Source organism: Modestobacter sp. SSW1-42 (assembly GCF_046635825.1).
Lineage (GTDB): Bacteria > Actinomycetota > Actinomycetes > Mycobacteriales > Geodermatophilaceae > Modestobacter.
In genome coordinates, this window is the sequence record NZ_JBISCA010000005.1 from 382,593 (window position 1) to 401,277 (window position 18,685).

An 18,685-nucleotide genomic window follows, 5' to 3' on the forward strand; every position below is an offset into this window, starting at 1 on the left:
CGCTGCCGGGGCGGGCAGCAGGGTCCTCGCTCAGGCCTCGAGGGCCGGCGCGGGGTACTGCTCCAGCAGGGCGGCCAGGCCGGCGTCGACCTGGGCCACCAGCCGGGTGCCCTCGGCCTCGTGGACCTCCTCGAGCACCTCACCGTCGCGGTGCACCCGGGCGACCAGGTCGCCCCGGTCGTAGGGCACCAGCACCTCGACGTGGACCGCGGGGTGCGGCAGCCGCGCGGCGATGATGTCGCGCAGCGCCTCGATGCCCTCGCCGGTGCAGGCCGAGACCCACACCGCGCCGGGCAGCGCCTGACGGAGCAGGAGCACGTCCTCCTCGCTCATCGCGTCGACCTTGTTGACCACGATCAGCTCGGGGACCGAGGACGCGTCGATGTCGTTGAGCACGACGTGAACGGCGTTGATCTGGCCCAGCGGGTCGGGGTCGGACCCGTCGACGATGTGCAGCAGCAGGTCGCTGGCCGCCACCTCCTCCAGCGTCGACCGGAACGCGTCGACGAGCTGGTGCGGCAGGTGCCGGACGAAGCCGACCGTGTCGGTGAGCGTGTACTCCCGGCCGTCGGGGGTCTCCGCCCGCCGGACCGTGGGGTCCAGGGTGGCGAACAGCGCGTCCTGCACGAGCACACCGGCGTCGGTGAGCTGGTTGAGCAGGCTGGACTTGCCGGCGTTGGTGTAGCCGGCGATCGCCACGCTCGGCGTCGCGTTGCGGTCGCGGGAGTTGCGCTGCGTGGTGCGGGCGGTCGCCATGCCGGCGATCTCCTTGCGCAGCTTGCTGACCCGCGACCGGATGCGCCGCCGGTCGGTCTCGATCTTCGTCTCACCGGGGCCACGGGTGCCGATGCCGCCACCGCCGGCGACACGACCACCGGCCTGGCGGCTCAGCGACTCACCCCACCCGCGCAGGCGCGGGAGCATGTACTGCATCTGGGCGAGCTCGACCTGGGCCTTGCCCTCCCGGCTGGTCGCGTGCTGGGCGAAGATGTCGAGGATCAGGGCCGTGCGGTCGACGACCTTGACCTTGAGCACCTTCTCCAGCTGGTTGAGCTGGCCGGGGGTCAGCTCACCGTCGCAGATCACGGTGTCGGCGCCGGTCGCGGCGACGATGTCGCGGATCTCGTTGGCCTTGCCCGAGCCGACGTAGGTGGCCGCGTCGGGCTTGTCGCGGCGCTGCACGAGCGCCTCGAGGACCTCCGAGCCCGCGGTCTCGGCCAGGGCGGCGAGCTCGGCCAGCGAGCGCTGGGCGTCGACCGCCGTCCCCTCGGTCCAGACGCCGACCAGCACGACGCGCTCCAGGCGCAGCTGCCGGTACTCGACCTCGGTGACGTCGGCGAGCTCGGTGGACAGGCCGGCGACACGGCGCAGCGCGCCGCGCTCCTCGAGGGCGTAGGACCCGGGGGTCTCGCCGGGGAGGTCCCACTCGCCGGGGGTGGGTGTGGTCTCGCGCGAGCGGGCGGCCTTGTCGGCCCGGGCCTCGGCGTCAGCGAGGATCGCGCGGTTCTGGGCTGTCGTCATCGTCTCCAGCGTGGCATGCCCCTGCGTGCGGGGCGAGCGAGTTGTCTGCATCGTGCCCGGTACAACACCTCAGAGCTCCGGGTGCATCCCGAGGTAGAGCGACCACTTCTGCCCGTCCGGGTCGGCGGGCCGGGCGACGAACTCGTCGAGCAGCTCCTGCATCCGGTCCTCGAGCTCCGCCTTCTCCGCCGCGGTCAGCCGCAGCGCCAGCCGGGTGCTCTCCAGCCGCCGCTCCCCCACCTCGGCCACCTCCTCGAGGAAGGCGCCCAGCGCGGGGTCGCGCCGGGGTCCCGGGCCGCCGGCGCCGTCCATCTGCCAGCTCTTGCCGGTCGCCCGGTAGGGCACCTCCCGAGCGCCGCGGGGCCCGCGGCGCTCGGGCTCGGCGGCCAGGAACCCGGTCTGCAGCAGGGTGCGCACGTGGTGCAGCACGGTGGCCGGGTTGCGGTCGAGCCGGGCGGCGAGCTCCTTGTTCGTGAGCGCGGTGTCGCGGCACAGCCGCAGGATCCGCAGCCGGACGGCGGAGGCGAGCGCCCGGGCCTCGGCGTCGGTGGCCCGCCGGCGCCCCTCTCCTGCAGCTCCGCTCACGCGGCCAGCCTAGGGCGACGCGCCGAGCAGTGATTGACACTTCCCAATCCCATGCTCAGGCTGCGCCCGTGACCACCGACCGCAGCCTGCTGCGCCACCGCGACTTCCGGCACCTGTGGGCGGCCGAGACGGTCAGCCAGGTCGGGACCCAGGTGACGCTGTTGGCCCTGCCGGTCGTCGCGGTCACCCTGCTGCAGGCGACGCCGCTGCAGATGGGCGTGCTCACCGCGCTGGAGACGGCCGCATTCCTGCTCATCGGGCTGCCCGCCGGCGCCTGGGTCGACCGCTGGCGGCGCAAGCGCGTCCTGGTCACCGCCGACCTGGTCCGCGCCCTGGTGCTGGCCACGCTCCCGGTGGCGTACCTGGCCGACCTGCTGACCCTGGGCCAGCTGTTCGTCGTCGCCGCGGTCACCGGTACCGCCACGGTGTTCTTCGACGTCGCCTACCAGAGCTACCTGCCCGCGCTGGTCGACGGCGACCAGCTCGTCGACGGCAACGGCAAGCTGGAGGCCAGCCGGGCGGTGGCGCAGGTCGCCGGTCCGGGCGCCACCGGCGTGCTGCTGCGGGTGCTCGGGGCCCCGCTGCTGATCGCGGTGGACGCGGCCTCGTTCCTGCTCTCGGCGCTGTTCATCGGCCGGATCCGCACCCCCGACGCGGTGCCCGACCGGGCGGCGCGGCGACCGCTGCGCACCGAGATCGCCGAGGGCCTGTCCTTCGTCGTCCGGCACCCGCTGCTGCGCCGGATCGTGGCCTGCACCGGCACGGCCAACCTGTTCGGGTCGATGACCACCGCCCTGCTCGTGCTGTACGTCATCCGCTCGCTGGGCCTGTCCGAGGCGACCCTGGGGCTGGTCTTCTCCCTCGGGGCGGTCGGCGGGCTGCTCGGCGCGGCCACCGCGGCCCGGTTCGCCCGCCGGGTCGGCGAGGGCCGGTCGATCCCGCTCTCGGCGGTCGTCTTCGCCGCGGCCGGCGTGTTCGTGCCGCTGGCCGCGGTGGGCGCCCCGGTCGTGCTGCTGACCACCGGCTGGTTCGTGCTCAGCTGGGCGACCGTGGTCTACAACGTCACCCAGGTCAGCTTCCGGCAGCGGTTGTGCCCGCCCCGGCTGCTGAGCCGGATGAACGCCTCGGTGCGGTTCATCGTCTTCGGCACCATGCCGGTCGGCGGGCTGCTCGGGGGCGTGCTGGGCGAATGGCTCGGCGTCCTGCCCGCGCTGTGGGTCGCCGCCGCCGGTGGCGCCGTGGCCTGCCTGCCGGTGCTGCTCAGCCCGCTGCCGGGCATGCGCGACCTGCCCCGCGCGCTCGACGCCACCGCCGCGCCGGTTGGCTCCGGTGGCGCCGGGTAGGTCGCGGGGGACGCACCCGCACCGAGGAGGACGACGATGACCAGCCCCGCCACCAACTCCGACGGCGAACTCGACGACCCGGGCCGCGACCCGGTCGGCCTCGCGGTCCCGCGCAACCCGCTGGGCGGCGCCGACCAGGACACCGGCCGCGGCACCCCGCGCGGCGACGACGGCGACGCCCCCGGCGACAACGACGCGGCCGAGGGCGGCGCAGCACAGCCCTGAGCCGCGGAGCCCGGACGACGCAGCCCTGAGCCGCGGAGCCCGGACGACGCAGCCCTGAGCAGGTCAGCCGGCGAGCCACTCCCGGGTGAGCACGCCGGTGGCGACGACGACGGCGGGGCCGGAGAGCACCGTCGTCGTCCCGTCGAACCCGACCGTGAGCCGGCCGCCCGGGACGTCGACCACGACCGTCCCGGCGGTCCGGCCGCCGGCGTCGAGCGCCGCCCACGCCGCGGCGCAGGCGCCGGTGCCGCAGGACCGGGTCTCCCCCACCCCGCGCTCGTAGACCCGCAGCCGGACGTGCGCCGAGGCGCCGCCGGGGGCGTCCGCCGCGGCCAGCACGTTGACCAGCTCGACGTTGACGCCGTCGGGGAACATCCCCGGGTCGACGCCGGGCAACACCGTCAGGTCGAGGGTGTCGACCTCGACGTCGGTCAGGCAGGCCAGGTGCGGGTTGCCCATCGAGACGCCCAGCCCCGGGAAGACGGCCCCACCGATCCGCGCCTCGCCCCGGCCCAGCGGCACGGCCGGGCCCATGTCGACCCAGTAGCTCCCGTCCGCGCGGGCGCCGACCCGGCGCGGGCCGCCCCGGGTGCCCACCAGCACGCCGGCCTCGGCAGCCGCGCGGTCGAGCAGGCCCTCGGTGAGCAGCACGTGCAGGTAGAGCCGGATGCCGTTGCCGCACATCTCGGCGTGCGAGCCGTCGGCGTTGCGGTGGTCCATGAACCACTCGCACTCGCCCAGCGCCGCGCCCAGGACGGCGGGGGCGTCGGGCACGTGCGCGCTGCGGACGACCCGCAGGACGCCGTCACCGCCCAGGCCCGCGCGCCGGTCGCAGAGCCGGCGGACCAGCTCGGCGTCCAGCCGCGCCTCGGGCCACGTCGTCCCGTCGGGGTCGGGCAGGACGACGAAGTCGTTCTCCGTGCCGTGGCCCAGGAGCACCCGCGGGTCGCTGTCGATCACCGCTCGATCGTACGGGCGCCGACCAGCGCCTCGACCGCGTCGACCAGGTCGGGGCGGGCGGCGTCGAACCAGGTGGTGGTCGCGTCGCGGCGGAACCAGGAGCGCTGCCGGCGGACGAACCGGCGGGTGGTGACCACGGTGCGCTCGACCGCCTCGGCCGGGCTGAGCAGCCCGTCGAACTGCTGCAGCACCTGCGCGTAACCCAGCGCCCGCGACGCGGTCGGCCCCTCGCGCAGGCCGTCGGCGGCCAGCTGCTCGACCTCGGCGACGAACCCGGCGGCCCACATGGCGTCGACCCGGCGGGCCAGCCGCTCGTCGAGCTCGGCGGTCTCGCGGTCCAGCCCGACGGTGACCGCCGGGTAGTGCGCCCGCGGCTCCGGCAGGCGGGCGGAGAAGGGGGCGCCGGTGAGCTCGATGACCTCCAGTGCCCGCACCACCCGACGTCCGTCGGTGGGCATGATCGCCGTGGCCGCGGCCGGGTCGAGCGCGGCCAGCCGGTCGTGCATCGCCGGAGCGCCCTGCGCGGCCAGCTCCTCGCCGAGCCGGGACCGGACGGCGGCGTCGGTGCCGGGGAAGTCCAGCTCGTCGAGGACCGCACGGACGTACAGCCCCGAGCCGCCCACCAGCAGCGGGACGACGCCGGCGGCGCGCAGCCGGTCGACCTCGGCCCGCGCCCGCAGCCGGTACTCGGCCACCGACGCCGGCTCCCGCACGTGCCAGAGGTCCATCAGGTGGTGCGGCACGCCGCCCCGCTCGGCGACGGTGGGCTTGGCGGTGCCGATGTCCATGCCGCGGTAGAGCTGCATCGAGTCGGCGTTGACCACCTCCCCGCCCAGCCGGTGGGCCAGCGCGACGGCGAGCGCGGTCTTGCCGGTGGCGGTCGGGCCGACGACCGCGACCACCGGAGGCAGCCCGCTCACCGCGGCGACCAGGTGGCGACCAGGTAGCCGACACCGTAGGGCGCGGCGTCGTACGTCACCTCGGCGAGGCAGGTGCGCCCGGCCAGCGCCGTCCCGACCGCCCGCCACACCGGCACGCCGGCGGCCAGCAGCCGCTCCCCCTCCCCCGGGTCCAGCGCCGCGAGGGCGGCCGGGTCACCGGCGGCCAGGGCAGCGGCCACCGCGGCGTCGAAGCCGGCGGCGGCCGGGTCCAGGGCGCCGGGCGCCTTCTCGGTGCGCCGGGCCGAGCCGTCGCCCATCGCCAGCACGCCCACCGGGCCCCTCGCACCGGCCAGCGCCGCGCCCAGGTCACCGGGCCCGACGCCCACCCGCGGCCCGGTGTGCCCGGCGGCGTCCAGCAGCCACGCCCCGAGCAGGTGCGGCAGCGGCGCCCGCCGACCGCCGGCGACGGCCGGCCCGGCGAAGGGCAGCTCCCGGTCGACGCCCAGTCCGCGCAGGTCACCGGCGTCCCCGGGACCGAGGCGCACGCCGTCGAGCCCGTCACCGACGACCAGCACCACGGCCGGCGGGGCGGCCAGCAGGGTCGCCACGGCCGCGCCGGTCGCCGCACGGAGCGCGGTCAGCGCGGCGTCCGGTGCGCCGGAGACGGCCGGGAGCAGGAGCGGCGTCTGCGGGCAGAAGGCGACCGTGACCGGAGGAGGACTCACGCCAGGGAGTGTCGCGGACGAGTCGTGGGAGACTCCTCACCGTGTCGAGCACGGAGAACACCGGAGACCGGACGCAGCAGCCCGCCACCGCACCCGAGGAGCAGCCCGAGACGGCAGTGCTCGAGGTCGCCCCGGTCGACGAGGGGCCGCTGGGTGCCACCCCCGACGCCGCCGTCCCGGACGCCGACGACCCGGGACCGGTCGCCGAGCAGGCCCCGCCCGCGGAGGTGACCTCCGAGGCCGACGCCGTGCCGCCGGTGGACACCGACGCCCCGGCCCCGGCGGCCGAGGACGTCGCGGTCACCGAGGTCGCCCCGGTCGACGAGGGCCCGCTGGGCGCCACCCCTGACGCCGCCGAGCCCCAGGACGCCCCCACCAGCCCGGCCCCCGCCCCCGCCGGTGGCGGCCGCGCCCCCAGCGACGTCCCGAGCGTCGTCCCGGCCATGCCCGCCTCCGACCCCTCCGCCTGGGGCCGGGTCGACGAGGACGGCACCGTCTACGTCAAGACCGCCGGCGGCGAGCGCTCCGTGGGCTCGTGGCAGGCCGGCGCCCCCGCCGAGGGCCTGGCCCACTACGGCCGCCGCTTCGACGACCTGGCCACCGAGGTCACCCTGCTCGAGGCGCGGCTCGCCGCGCACACCGGCAACCCCGGCGAGATCCGCACCAAGGCCCAGGAGCTGGCCGACACCATCCCGCTGGCCCAGGCCGTCGGCGACCTCGACAGCCTCTCGGCCCGCGCCCGCGCCATGGTCAGCATGGCCGACACCGCGGTCGCGGCGAACCGCGCCGAGAAGGCCGCCCAGCGCGCCGTCCAGGTGCAGCGCAAGGAGGCCCTGGCCGCCGAGGCCGAGGACATCGCGGAGAACTCCTCGCAGTGGAAGGCCGCCGGCGACCGCCTCAAGGCGATCGTCGAGGAGTGGAAGACGATCAAGGGCATCGACCGCAAGACCGACGAGGCGCTCTGGCAGCGCTTCGCCGCCGCGCGGGACGCCTTCGGCCGCCGCCGCGGGGCGCACTTCGCCCAGCTGGACACCCAGCGCGCCGAGGCGCGCGCGGCCAAGAGCGAGCTCATCGCCGAGGCCGAGCGGCTGTCGACGTCCACGGAGTGGGGCCCCACCAGCGCCGCGATGCGCGCGCTGATGGACCGCTGGAAGGCCGTGCCGCGGGTCGGCCGGGACACCGACGACGACCTGTGGAAGAAGTTCCGCGGGGCGCAGGACGTCTTCTTCGCCGCCCGCACCGCCAACGACCAGGCGCGCAGCAGCGACGAGACGGCCAACCAGAAGGCCAAGGAGGAGCTGCTCGCCGAGGCCGAGAAGATCGAGGTGGGCAAGAACCCCCGGCCCGCGCAGGACGCGCTGCGCAAGATCCAGGAGCGCTACGACGCGATCGGCCACGTGCCCCGCGGCGTCATGCGCCAGCTGGAGGACCGGATGCGCGCGGTCGAGGAGAAGGTCCGCGGCGCCGCCGAGTCCAGCCGGCCGCGGGTCGAGCCGGAGAACCCGCTGCTGACGTCGATGCGGGCCGCGGTCACCAAGGCCGAGGACCAGCTCGCCAAGGCCCAGGCCTCCGGCAACGCCAAGCGGATCAGCGAGGCCGAGGCCAACCTGGCCACCCGCCGCGAGTGGCTCGCCGAGGCGGAGAAGGCCTCGTCCCGGCGCTAGGACCACCTGCTCCGCCAGGAGCACCGCAGGGCCCGTCACCGTCCCCGGTGACGGGCCCTGCTGCGTGAGCGGGCGGTCATGGCCGGGCCACACCGCGTGGCGGGACATGCGGGTGGGCGCATCCGATCGCCCACGTCGGTGTGGGGTGCAACCAGTCGGGTAGCAGCTGGTGGACCGGTTCCGCCGGGTGCGCCACCGGGCGTCCCGCCCGGCTCCACCCCGCGCCCCGCCGCGGTTCGGTCCCCATCCGACGAGCACGAGGAGCCCCACCAATGAAGGCAGTCGTCTACCGAGGCCCGAAGGACGTCGCCGTCGAGGAGGTCCCGGACCCGACGATCCAGGCCCCCACCGACGTCGTCGTCCGGATCACCACCACCAACATCTGCGGGTCCGACCTGCACATGTACGAGGGCCGCACGAACGTCGAGGAGGGCAAGGTCCTCGGCCACGAGAACATGGGCGTCGTCGAGGAGGTCGGCTCCGGCGTCGGCCGGATCAAGGTCGGCGACCGCGTGTCGGTGCCGTTCAACATCGGCTGCGGCACCTGCCGCAACTGCCTCGAGGGCTGGTCGTCGTTCTGCCTGCGCGCCAACCCCACCGAGGGCATGGACGGCGCGGCCTACGGCTACGCCAACATGGGCCCCTACGACGGTGGCCAGGCCCAGTTCCTGCGTGTGCCGTGGGCGGACTTCAACCTGCTGGAGCTCCCCGAGGGCACCGAGCACGAGAACGACTTCACGATGCTGTCGGACGTCTTCCCCACGGGCTGGCACGGCGTGGAGCTCTCCGGCCAGGTCCCCGGTGACCGCGTCGCCGTCTTCGGCGCCGGGCCCGTCGGCCTGATGGCCGCCCACAGCGCGATGCTGCGCGGCGCCTCGCAGGTGTTCGTCGTCGACAAGGCCGCCGACCGGCTCGCGCTGGCCGCGCAGGTCGGTGCCACGCCGATCGACTTCAGCGCCGGCGACCCGGTCGAGCAGATCATGGACGCCACCTCCGGCGTCGGCGTCGACCGCGGCGTGGAGGCCGTGGGCTACCAGGCCCACGACGCGACCGGCGAGGAGCACCCCGAGCTGGTGCTGGACAACCTGGTGCAGGTCGTGAAGGCGCGCGGCGGGATTGGCGTCGTCGGCGTCTACATGCCCTCGGACCCGGGCGCCTCCAGCGACCTGGCCAAGGAGGGGCGCATCCCCTTCCAGTACGGCCAGTTCTTCACCAAGGGCCAGTCGATGGGCACCGGCCAGGCACCGGTCAAGCGGTACAACCGGCAGCTGCGCGACCTGATCGTCACCGGCCGGGCCACCCCGGGCTGGATCGTCTCCCACGAGCTGGGCCTGGACCAGGCCGTCGAGGGCTACGACAGCTTCGACAAGCGGGAGGACGGCTGGACCAAGGTCCTGCTGCACCCCGGCCGGTGAGCGACGGGCCCGTCACCTCCTCGGGGTGACGGGCCCTCAGCTGCAGGCGACCGCGGCGGGCAGCGGGGCCGGGACGCCGATCGAGGGCATGCCGAGCGAGACACCCGGCGTGGTCGGACGGGTGCCGGCCTCGGTGGCGTCGCCGGCCCGGGTGCGGCGGTGGGACAGCAGTGCCCCGTCGGCCACGAGGAAGTGCGGCTTGGCCGCGGTCACGACCGTCTCGACCACGTCACCGGGCCGGACGCCGTCTGCGGTGGTGAAGTGCACGAGCCGGCCGTCCCGGGCCCGGCCGGAGAGCCGGCCGCGGGCGGCGTCCTTGCTGCCCTCGCCCGCGGCGACCAGCAGCTCGACCCGCCGGCCGACCAGCGCCTGGTTCTCCGCCCAGCTGATCTCGTCCTGCAGCGCGGTCAGCCGCAGGTAGCGCTCCTGCACGACCTCCTTGGGCAGCTGCCCCTCCATCTCTGCCGCCGGCGTGCCGGGGCGCTTGGAGTACTGGAAGGTGAAGGCGCTGGAGAAGCGGGCCTGCCGGACGACGTCGAGGGTGTCCTCGAAGTCGGCGTCGGTCTCGCCGGGGAAGCCCACGATGATGTCGGTGGTGATCGCCGCGTCGGGCATCGCCGCCCGCACCCGGTCGATGATCCCCAGGTAGCGGTCGCGGCGGTAGCCGCGGCGCATCCGGCGCAGCACGTCGTCCGAGCCGGACTGCAGCGGCATGTGCAGCTGGTGGCACACCGACGGCGTCTCGGCCATCGCCTCGATGACGTCGTCGGTGAACTCGCGCGGGTGCGGGCTGGTGAAGCGGATCCGCTCCAGGCCCTCGATCCGGCCGGTGGCCCGCAGCAGGTCGGCGAAGGCGCCCCGCGCGCGGAACTCGACGCCGTAGGCGTTGACGTTCTGGCCCAGCAGGGTCACCTCGAGCACGCCCTGGTCGACCAGCGCCTGCACCTCGGCCAGGATCTCGCCGGGACGGCGGTCCTTCTCCTTGCCGCGCAGCGCCGGGACGATGCAGAACGTGCAGGTGTTGTTGCACCCCACGCTGATCGACACCCAGCCCGAGTGCGCGGAGTCCCGCTTGGCCGGCAGCGTCGAGGGGAAGACCTCCAGGGCCTCCTTGATCTCGACCTGCGCCTCCTCGTTGTGCCGGGCGCGCTCCAGCAGCGCCGGCAGCGACCCCACGTTGTGCGTGCCGAACACGACGTCGACCCAGGGCGCGCGGCGGACGATCTCCCCGCGGTCCTTCTGCGCCAGGCAGCCGCCGACGGCGATCTGCATGCCGGGGTGGGCGTCCTTGACCGGGCGCAGGTGGCCGAGGTTGCCGTAGAGCCGGTTGTCGGCGTTCTCCCGGACGGCGCAGGTGTTGAGCACGACGACGTCGGCGTCGGTGCCCTCGGGGGCCGCCGTGTAACCGGCCGACTCGAGCAGGCCGGAGAGGCGCTCGGAGTCGTGCACGTTCATCTGGCAGCCGTACGTGCGCACGAGGTAGGTCTTGCCGTCCACCACCGCATCGTACGGAGGTGCGGCGCGGGCACCGGCGGGCGCGGCCCGTCCGGGCCCGCAGCCGGGCACGGAACGTGACGGAGAACTCGGCTGGCCGGGAACTGTCCGGGAACCGGCAGGTTCGTTACAGCTTCGTGATGGCCTGGCATCGTCCCGGCCCCTGCCAGCCGCTTAGGGTCACCCGCTGTGACCGAACGTCAGACCGGAGAGCCTCTCGTCCGCCTGTCCGGCGTCAACAAGTGGTACGGCGAACTCCACGTCCTGCAGGACATCGACCTGTCGATCGACCGTGGCGAGGTGGTCGTCGTCATCGGCCCCTCGGGGTCGGGCAAGTCGACGCTGTGCCGCACGATCAACCGCCTCGAGTCGATCGAGAGCGGTGAGATCACCATCGACGGCAAGCGCCTGCCCGAGGAGGGCAAGGAGCTCGCCCGGCTGCGCGCCGACGTCGGCATGGTGTTCCAGAGCTTCAACCTCTTCGCGCACAAGACGATCCTGGAGAACGTGACGCTCGGGCCGATCAAGGTCCGCAAGCAGTCGAAGGCCGACGCCGAGAAGCGCGCCCGCGAGCTGCTGGACCGGGTCGGCGTCGGGCACCAGGCCGACAAGGTGCCCGCCCAGCTGTCGGGTGGTCAGCAGCAGCGCGTGGCGATCGCCCGCGCGCTGGCCATGGACCCGAAGGTGATGCTCTTCGACGAGCCCACCTCCGCGCTGGACCCGGAGATGATCAACGAGGTCCTCGACGTGATGACGTCGCTGGCCCGGGACGGCATGACGATGGTCGTGGTCACCCACGAGATGGGCTTCGCCCGCCGCGCGGCCAACCGGGTCGTGTTCATGGACGCCGGCCGGATCGTCGAGTCCGCCGTCCCGGAGACCTTCTTCACCGCGCCGTCCTCGGACCGGGCGAAGGACTTCCTCTCCAAGATCCTGAACCACTGACCACCCGCACCCCCACGAGAGGACCCTCCATGCGCATCACCCGAGTCGCAGCCGCCGTCGCGGCCGCCGGCGTCGTGCTGACCGGCTGCTCCAGCGAGGCCGGCAACCAGGCCGAGCAGGCCGCCAGCGCCGCCCCCACCGTCGCGACCGACGCCGAGTTCGCCGCCGGCACGACGATGGCCGAGCTCTCCGAGGCCGGGACGATCCGGATCGGCACCAAGTTCGACCAGCCCGGCTTCGGTCTGCTCAACCCCGAGGGCGTGCCCGAGGGCTTCGACGCCTCGGTCGCCGCGCTGATCGCCGGCAAGCTGGGCATCGAGCCCTCCGGCATCACCTGGGTCGAGACCGTGTCGGCCAACCGCGAGTCGGCCATCACCGAGGACCGCGTCGACATGGTCGTCGCGACCTACACGATCAACGACAAGCGCAAGGAACTGATCGACTTCGCCGGCCCGTACTACGAGGCCGGCCAGGACATCATGGTCGCCAAGGGCAACCCCGAGGGCATCGACGGCCCCGAGGCGCTCGCCGGCAAGAACGTCTGCTCGGTCGAGGGCTCGACGCCCGCGGAGAACATCCGCACCAAGTACCCCGAGGCCCAGCTGACGCTCTTCGACGTCTACTCCAAGTGCGCCGACGCCCTCACCAACGGCCAGGTCGACGCGGTCACCACCGACAACGTCATCCTCACCGGCCTGGTCGCGGGCAACCCCGACGGCTTCGAGCTCGTGGGCAACCCCTTCACCGAGGAGCCCTACGGCATCGGCATCGCCAAGGGCGACGACGAGTTCCGCGACTTCATCAACGACACCCTCGAGGAGTCGTTCGAGGACGGCTCCTGGGCCGCCGCGTGGGACGCCACCGCCGGTGCCATCTCCGGCACCGAGGCGCCCGAGCCGCCGACCGTCGACCGCTACTGACCTCCCGCAGCACCGCCGGGTGGGGTGACCCGCCCGGCGGTGCCGCGCCACGGCCTCGAGAGGAGGCGCAGTGCAGTTCTTCATCGACAACTTCCCGCTGCTGCGGGACGCCTTCCTCACGACGCTGAGCCTGTCCCTGCTGGCGGGCCTGCTCGCGCTGGTCCTGGGCACGCTGCTCGCGGCCATGCGGGTCAGCCCGATCCCGCCGCTGCGCGGGCTGGCGACCTTCTACGTCGAGACCTTCCGCAACACCCCGCTGACGGTCGTCTTCTTCTTCATCATCTTCGGGCTGCCGCAGATCGACTTCGTGGTCAGCTTCTACGTCGGCGCCGTGCTGTCGGTCGGCATGTACACCGCGGCCTTCGTCGCGGAGGCCCTGCGCTCGGGCATCAACGCCGTCGGACCCGGCCAGGCGGAGGCCGCCCGCGCGATCGGCCTGACGTTCGGCCAGTCGCTGCGCGAGATCGTGCTCCCCCAGGCCTTCCGGACCGTGGTGCCCCCGCTCGGCAACGTCTGGATCGCCATGGTCAAGAACACCTCCATCGCCGCCGGCTTCGCCACCACGGAGCTGGCCGCGACCCTCCCCCGGCTGGCCAACGCCAACGCCGGGGACATCCTGCTGATCCTGCTGGCGGTCGTGGTCGGCTACATGCTGATCACCGTGCCGTCGGCCTACGGGATCCACCGCATCGAGCGCCGGGTGGCGATCCTCCGATGACCACGCCCGTCCTCTTCGACGTCCCCGGCCCGCGGGCCCGGGCCCGCATCCGGATCGGCACCGTCGTCGGCGCGGTGCTCGTGCTGGCGATCGTCGCCTTCGTGCTCGTGCGGCTGGGCGGCAACGGCCAGCTCGAGGGCCAGCGCTGGGCGATCCTGTTCGACCCCAGCACCAACGTCCCGCAGCGGTTGTTCGAGGCGCTGCTGCGCACGCTGCAGGCGGCCGCCGTCGCGGCGGTGGTGGCCACCGCGCTCGGGCTGCTGCTGGCCGTGGCCCGGCTGTCGGACCACCGTTGGGTGCGGCTGCCGGTCTCGGCGGTCATCGAGTTCTTCCGGGCGATCCCGCTGCTCGTGGTGATCTTCGCGCTGTACTTCGTCCTGCCGGGCTTCGGCATCCGGCTGAGCACCTACGTGGCGCTCACCGCCGGGCTGGTGCTCTACAACATGGCGGTCATCGCCGAGATCGTCCGGGCGGGGATCCTGTCGGTCGACCGCGGGCAGCGCGACGCGGCCCTGGCCGTCGGGATGCGCAAGTCGCAGGTGATGACGCTGGTCCTGCTGCCGCAGGCGGTGCGCCGGATGCTGCCGATCCTCATCGCGCAGCTGGTGGTGCTGCTCAAGGACAGCTCGCTGGGCTTCATCATCGGGTACTTCGAGCTGCTGCGGCAGGCCCGCAGCCTGGTCGAGTACTTCACCCCGCGCTTCGGCAACGACTACACGTTCCAGCTCTACGTCGCCGCCGCGCTGATCTACATCGTCATCAACGTGCTGCTGTCGCAGCTGGCGAAGTACGTCGAGCGGCGCACCCGGCGCAACGCCAGGACGGCCGCGGCCGCGGCACCCGCCGTGCTCGAGGACGGCGCCACCGGCGGCCCCGCGATCTGACGCCACCAGCACCCGGCAGCCCCCGTCGTCCCCCGGACGGCGGGGGCTGCCGCGTCCGCAGGTGCCGCGCGCGGAGGTGCTGCGCTGCACGGCCCGCGCTCGTACTGTCGGGCGGCGGCGCCGCGCACGACCGCCCCGGTCCGCGCGCGGCGGACGGGTGGACCCGCTCGGAGCCACGGTCGGCCGCGGACTCGACGAGGAGTCGCATGGCAGTGGGCCCGCGCGCGACGACGTCTCTGGAGTGCGCCCCGGTCACGGCGCTGCTGCACCGGCTGATCGCCACCAGCGCCGACCTGGTCCAGGCGGCGGCGGGCAGCGTCTCGCTGGTCGACCGCTCCCGGGCCCGGTACGCGAAACGGGCCGAGCGCGGCACGTCCTGCCGGCTCGGCAGCAGCTTCTCCCTCGACGAGGGCGTCACCGGGCAGGTGGTCGCGCGACGCCGTCCGGTCGTCCTGCCCAGCTACGGGCAGGTGCGCGCCGGCCACCTCGCCGCCGGCGGCGCCGCGCACGCCGGCGCCGTCGTGGCCGTGCCCCTGTGGTGGCGCGGTGACGTGGTGGGCGCGAACGTCGTCTTCGCCTGCCGCCCGCGCCGGTTCACCGTCGCCGAGGTCGACGAGCTCGAGCTGCTGACCCAGTCCGCGGTCCCCGCCCTCGTGCGCGCCGGGGTCGACGACCCCTCGCTGACGCACCTGCTGGCCCACCCGGACGGCGACGGCCGCACCGCGCCGCCCGGCGCGGGGTCGCCGCTGACCCGGCGGGAGCGGGAGACGCTCGCCCTGCTCGCCCGCGGGATGAGCAACCGGGAGGTGGCCGCCGCCCTGGTGCTGTCACCGAAGACGGTCGAGAAGCACGTGGCGGCGGTGCTGCAGAAGACGGACGCCCACAGCCGCACCGCCGCGGTGATGACCGCCCTGGAGCGGGGCTGGCTGCCGGACCGGTGACTGGGTGATCCACCCCATGGACCTGTGACCTGGGACACGCTTCACTCGGCGCAGCAGTCACCGCCCCGAGAACAGGAGCCCCGGTGCCCGTCGTCCCGATGAAGGAGCTGCTCGACCGGGCGCTGGCCGAGCGGTACGGCGTGCCGGCGTTCAACGTGGTCAACGACCTGAGCACCGAGGCGGTGCTCGCGGCGGCGGTCCAGGAGCGGTCGCCGGTGATCCTGCAGACCTCGGTCAAGACCGTGCGCACGTACGGCCGCCGTCAGCTGTACGACATCGTGGCCACCCTCACCCGCGACGTCGACGTGCCGGTGACCCTGCACCTGGACCACTGCCCGGACCGCGCGGTGATCAGCGACTGCCTGGCCGGCGGGTGGAACTCGGTGCTCTTCGACGCCCACGAGCTCGACGTCGCGGAGAACCTGCGGCAGACCACCGAGGTGGTCGCCGAGGCACACGCCCGCGGCGCGCACGTCGAGGGCGAGATCGAGGGCATCCAGGGCGTGGAGGACGGCATCGGCTCCGACGCCGCCCCGGTCGTGCAGTCGCTGGAGGTGGCCGTCGACTTCATCCGGCGCACCGGGGTCGACTGCTTCGCCCCCGCGATCGGCAACGCGCACGGCCAGTACACCGCCGCTCCCGTCCTCGACCACCAGCGCGTCAGCGACCTCGTGGCGGCGACCGGGGTGCCGATGGCGCTGCACGGCGGCACCGGGCTGTCGGCGGAGCAGTTCCAGGACCTCATCGCCCGCGGCTGCGCCAAGGTCAACATCTCCACCGCGCTCAAGCAGGTGTTCCTGCAGTCGGGGCTGGCGTTCCTCCGCGAGGCCGAGACCCGGGGGAAGTGGGACCCGCCGTCCTACTTCGCGCACCAGCGGGCCGCGGTGGTGGAGATGGCAGCCGAGCACATGCGCACCTTCGGCAGCTCGGGGCGCGCCTGGTGAGCGCCGTGGTCCTGGACTGCGACGGGGTGCTGGCCGACACCGAGCGGTACGGCCACCTCCCCGCGTTCAACGCGACCTTCGCCGAGCACGGGCTGCCGGTGCGCTGGAGCGAGGAGGAGTACGGGCGGAAGCTGGCCATCGGCGGGGGCAAGGAGCGCATGGCCAGCCTCTTCGCGGACCCGGACTTCGTGCGCGCCGCGGGCGTCCCGGACGACGAGGAGGCCCGCCGGCGGCTGCTGGCCGACTGGCACCGCACGAAGACGGCGCGGTTCCGCGCGCTCGTCGCCGCCGGCGAGGTGCCGGCCCGGCCCGGCGTCGCCCGGTTGATCGGTGCCGCTCTCGACGCCGGGTGGACCGTCGCGGTGGCCTCCACGTCGGCCGAGGAGTCCGTCCGCGCCGTCCTGGAGCAGGCCGTCGGGGCCGGGACGGCGACGGGCATCCCGGTGTTCGCCGGTGACGTCGTCCCGGCCAAGAAGCCGGACCCGGCGATCTACGACCTGGTGGTCGAGACCCTCGGGCTGTCCCGCGACGACACGCTCGTGGTCGAGGACTCCCGCAACGGCCTGCTCGCCGCCACCGGAGCGGGGCTGCCCTGCCTGGTCACCGTCAACGGCTACACCCGCGACGAGGTCTTCGACGAGGCCGTGCTGGTGGTGTCCGAGCTCGGCGAGCCCGACCGGCCGGCGATCGAGGTCCTGGCCGCACGGGGCCGGGCCCACCCCGGCCACCACGTCCTGCTGTCCGACGCCCAGGCCTGCTTGGGCGCGGTGTCCGGCCGACGTCCCGAGGGAGGAACGGCGTGAGCAGCACGGCACAGCAGCAGGTCGACCTCGTCGTCCGCACGATCGCCCAGGCGGCCGTGGACAACGAGCGGTACTTCGGCGACCTCGACGCCGTCGTCGGCGACGGCGACTTCGGCTACTCCCTCGCCCGCGGCTTCGAGAACGTGCTGGCCGGTTGGGACGACGTCGACCGCAGCGACATCGGCACGTTCCTGAAGAAGATCGGCATGGTGATCACCGCGCGGATCGGCGGCACCTCCGGCCCGATCTGGGGGACGGCGTTCCTGCGCGCGGGGATGACCGCCGGCGCCACGGACACCCTGACCGGCGAGCAGGTCGTGGCGATGCTGCGCTCGGCCGTCGAGGGCATCAAGGCCCGCGGTCAGTCCGACGTCGGCGACAAGACCCTGCTCGACGTCCTGGTCCCGGTCACCGACCGGCTGGAGGCCGAGGTGGCGGCCGGCTCGGACGCCGCGCAGGCCCTGGCGGCGATGGCGGTGACCGCCCGGGAGGCCGCCGAGGCCACCGTCGACATGGTCGCCCGGCGAGGACGCGCGTCCTACACCGGGGAGCGGAGCAGGGGTTCGGTCGACGCGGGGGCCATGGGCCTCGCGGTGCTCATCGAACGGGTCAACGAGGCCTGGCAGAGAGAGGGAGCGTCATGAAGAAGTTCGTCAACGACCCCCAGCACTTCGTCCCGGAGATGCTGGAGGGGCTGGCGCTGGCCAACCCGCACAGCCTGCGGTACGTGCCCGAGCACAACCTGATCATGCGGGCGGACTCCCCCAGCGACGACCGGGTCTCGGTCGTGCAGGGCTCCGGCTCCGGGCACGAGCCGGCCCACGTGATGGTCGTGGGCGAGGGCATGCTCGACGCCGCCTGCCCCGGTGACGTGTTCGCCGCGCCGCCGATGAACTACGTCTACGAGACGGCCAAGCTGCTGTCCTCGCCGAAGGGCGTGCTGCTGCTGGTGAACAACTACACCGGCGACCGGATGGCCTTCGACATGGGCAGGGAGATGGCCGAGGCCGAGGGCGTGAAGGTCGAGATCCTGACCATCAACGACGACGTCGCGGTCAAGGACTCCACCTACACGGTCGGACGGCGCGGCGTGGCCGGCAACTTCTTCGTCATCAAGGCGGTGGGCGCTGCAGCCGCCCGCGGGGACGACCTCGACGAGGTGGTCCGGGTCGGGAAGAAGGTCAACGACGTCACCCGGACCATGGGCGTCGCGCTGACCGCGTGCACCCCGCCGGCCAAGGGGTCCCCACTGTTCGAGCTCGGTGAGGACGAGATCGAGATGGGCGTGGGCATCCACGGCGAGCCGGGCCGGGAGCGCAAGCCCATGGCGACGGCCGACGCGATCGTCGACGAGCTGCTCGAGGCCGTCGTCAACGACCTGCCGTACCGGTCCGGCGACGAGGTGGCGCTGATGATCAACGGGCTCGGCGGCACACCGATCAGCGAGCTCTACATCCTGTTCCGCCGCGCGCACCAGCAGCTGGCCGAGCGGGGCATCACGGTGACGCGCAGCTACGTCAACGAGTACTGCACCTCGCTGGACATGGCCGGCGCGTCGCTGACCCTGGTCAGGCTCGACGAGGAGATCGACGCCCTCCTCGGCGCCCCCGCGGAGGTCGGCATCCGCGTGTTCTGACCGCCCGCACGGACTCCCCGACACCAGCGGCAGGAGGACACCGGGGCCCGGCTGACCACCCCCGCGCAGGCCACCGCCTGC

General features: G+C 73.9%; 19 protein-coding genes. 13 read left to right on the plus strand and 6 right to left on the minus strand.

Going from position 1 to position 18,685, the window contains the following annotated elements; translation table 11 throughout:
* Positions 1–30 precede the first annotated feature (30 nt).
* Both hflX and ACGBYP_RS19015 read right to left on the minus strand, forming a co-directional pair.
* The gene (gene hflX / locus ACGBYP_RS19010) at positions 31–1,521 is read right to left on the minus strand and encodes a GTPase HflX (protein ID WP_411586666.1); all 1,491 of its coding nucleotides are present in this window, start codon (positions 1,519–1,521) and stop codon (positions 31–33) included.
* 69 nt (positions 1,522–1,590) lie between these two features.
* Positions 1,591–2,106, minus strand: coding sequence for an ArsR/SmtB family transcription factor (locus ACGBYP_RS19015; protein WP_411586669.1), 516 nt, complete (start codon positions 2,104–2,106; stop codon positions 1,591–1,593).
* A gap of 68 nt (positions 2,107–2,174) precedes the next feature.
* Here ACGBYP_RS19015 and ACGBYP_RS19020 point away from each other — a divergent pair, with 68 nt between their 5' ends.
* Together ACGBYP_RS19020 and ACGBYP_RS19025 are read left to right on the plus strand one after the other, a co-directional pair.
* The gene (locus tag ACGBYP_RS19020; RefSeq protein ID WP_411586672.1) at positions 2,175–3,449 is read left to right on the plus strand and encodes an MFS transporter; all 1,275 of its coding nucleotides are present in this window, start codon (positions 2,175–2,177) and stop codon (positions 3,447–3,449) included.
* 36 nt (positions 3,450–3,485) lie between these two features.
* Positions 3,486–3,674, plus strand: a complete 189-nt coding sequence (locus ACGBYP_RS19025) for a hypothetical protein (RefSeq protein WP_411586674.1) — start codon at positions 3,486–3,488, stop codon at positions 3,672–3,674.
* Between the two features lie 63 nt (positions 3,675–3,737).
* Here the strand turns inward: ACGBYP_RS19025 and dapF are convergent, their stop codons facing one another.
* The 3 genes from dapF to ACGBYP_RS19040 are packed head-to-tail and all read right to left on the minus strand — an operon-like array spanning position 3,738 to position 6,240.
* Entirely contained in the window at positions 3,738–4,634 is an 897-nt protein-coding gene (dapF, locus tag ACGBYP_RS19030; protein WP_411586676.1) for a diaminopimelate epimerase, read from the minus strand.
* The gene (miaA, locus tag ACGBYP_RS19035) at positions 4,631–5,554 is read right to left on the minus strand and encodes a tRNA (adenosine(37)-N6)-dimethylallyltransferase MiaA (protein ID WP_411586678.1); all 924 of its coding nucleotides are present in this window, start codon (positions 5,552–5,554) and stop codon (positions 4,631–4,633) included. The genes dapF and miaA overlap by 4 nt, the downstream gene beginning before the upstream one ends.
* Positions 5,551–6,240, minus strand: a complete 690-nt coding sequence (locus tag ACGBYP_RS19040; protein ID WP_411586679.1) for a hypothetical protein — start codon at positions 6,238–6,240, stop codon at positions 5,551–5,553. The genes miaA and ACGBYP_RS19040 overlap by 4 nt, the downstream gene beginning before the upstream one ends.
* 41 nt (positions 6,241–6,281) lie before the next feature.
* Between ACGBYP_RS19040 and ACGBYP_RS19045 the strand changes: the two genes are divergently transcribed.
* Together ACGBYP_RS19045 and ACGBYP_RS19050 are read left to right on the plus strand one after the other, a co-directional pair.
* A complete protein-coding gene (locus tag ACGBYP_RS19045) occupies positions 6,282–7,904 on the plus strand; it encodes a DUF349 domain-containing protein (RefSeq protein WP_411586680.1) in 1,623 nt (540 codons plus the stop codon).
* A 272-nt stretch (positions 7,905–8,176) separates the two neighbouring features.
* Positions 8,177–9,319 (plus strand): glutathione-independent formaldehyde dehydrogenase, encoded by a 1,143-nt coding sequence (locus ACGBYP_RS19050; RefSeq protein ID WP_411586681.1) that lies wholly within the window; start codon positions 8,177–8,179, stop codon positions 9,317–9,319.
* A 36-nt stretch (positions 9,320–9,355) separates the two neighbouring features.
* Here the strand turns inward: ACGBYP_RS19050 and miaB are convergent, their stop codons facing one another.
* Positions 9,356–10,816 carry a tRNA (N6-isopentenyl adenosine(37)-C2)-methylthiotransferase MiaB gene (miaB, locus tag ACGBYP_RS19055; protein WP_411586683.1) on the minus strand — a complete coding sequence of 487 codons (1,461 nt, stop codon included), beginning with the start codon at positions 10,814–10,816 and terminating at the stop codon, positions 9,356–9,358.
* 222 nt (positions 10,817–11,038) lie between these two features.
* On the opposite strand from miaB, the gene ACGBYP_RS19060 reads away from it, so the two are divergent.
* From ACGBYP_RS19060 to dhaK, 9 genes are all read left to right on the plus strand, one after another.
* The gene (locus ACGBYP_RS19060) at positions 11,039–11,758 is read left to right on the plus strand and encodes an amino acid ABC transporter ATP-binding protein (RefSeq protein WP_411586760.1); all 720 of its coding nucleotides are present in this window, start codon (positions 11,039–11,041) and stop codon (positions 11,756–11,758) included.
* 29 nt (positions 11,759–11,787) lie between these two features.
* Entirely contained in the window at positions 11,788–12,678 is an 891-nt protein-coding gene (locus ACGBYP_RS19065; protein WP_411586685.1) for a glutamate ABC transporter substrate-binding protein, read from the plus strand.
* Between the two features lie 70 nt (positions 12,679–12,748).
* Positions 12,749–13,396 (plus strand): amino acid ABC transporter permease, encoded by a 648-nt coding sequence (locus ACGBYP_RS19070; RefSeq protein WP_411586687.1) that lies wholly within the window; start codon positions 12,749–12,751, stop codon positions 13,394–13,396.
* Positions 13,393–14,280 (plus strand): amino acid ABC transporter permease, encoded by an 888-nt coding sequence (locus ACGBYP_RS19075; protein WP_411586688.1) that lies wholly within the window; start codon positions 13,393–13,395, stop codon positions 14,278–14,280. Before ACGBYP_RS19070 ends, ACGBYP_RS19075 begins: the two co-directional genes overlap by 4 nt.
* A gap of 206 nt (positions 14,281–14,486) precedes the next feature.
* The gene (locus ACGBYP_RS19080) at positions 14,487–15,221 is read left to right on the plus strand and encodes a LuxR C-terminal-related transcriptional regulator (protein WP_411586690.1); all 735 of its coding nucleotides are present in this window, start codon (positions 14,487–14,489) and stop codon (positions 15,219–15,221) included.
* An 83-nt stretch (positions 15,222–15,304) separates the two neighbouring features.
* Positions 15,305–16,165 carry a class II fructose-bisphosphate aldolase gene (locus ACGBYP_RS19085; RefSeq protein ID WP_411586691.1) on the plus strand — a complete coding sequence of 287 codons (861 nt, stop codon included), beginning with the start codon at positions 15,305–15,307 and terminating at the stop codon, positions 16,163–16,165.
* Positions 16,162–16,968 carry an HAD-IA family hydrolase gene (locus ACGBYP_RS19090; protein WP_411586692.1) on the plus strand — a complete coding sequence of 269 codons (807 nt, stop codon included), beginning with the start codon at positions 16,162–16,164 and terminating at the stop codon, positions 16,966–16,968. Before ACGBYP_RS19085 ends, ACGBYP_RS19090 begins: the two co-directional genes overlap by 4 nt.
* Positions 16,965–17,612, plus strand: a complete 648-nt coding sequence (gene dhaL, locus ACGBYP_RS19095; protein ID WP_411586693.1) for a dihydroxyacetone kinase subunit DhaL — start codon at positions 16,965–16,967, stop codon at positions 17,610–17,612. Before ACGBYP_RS19090 ends, dhaL begins: the two co-directional genes overlap by 4 nt.
* On the plus strand, positions 17,609–18,604 hold the full coding sequence (dhaK, locus tag ACGBYP_RS19100) for a dihydroxyacetone kinase subunit DhaK (protein ID WP_411586695.1): 996 nt from the start codon (positions 17,609–17,611) through the stop codon (positions 18,602–18,604). The genes dhaL and dhaK overlap by 4 nt, the downstream gene beginning before the upstream one ends.
* Positions 18,605–18,685 lie beyond the last annotated feature (81 nt).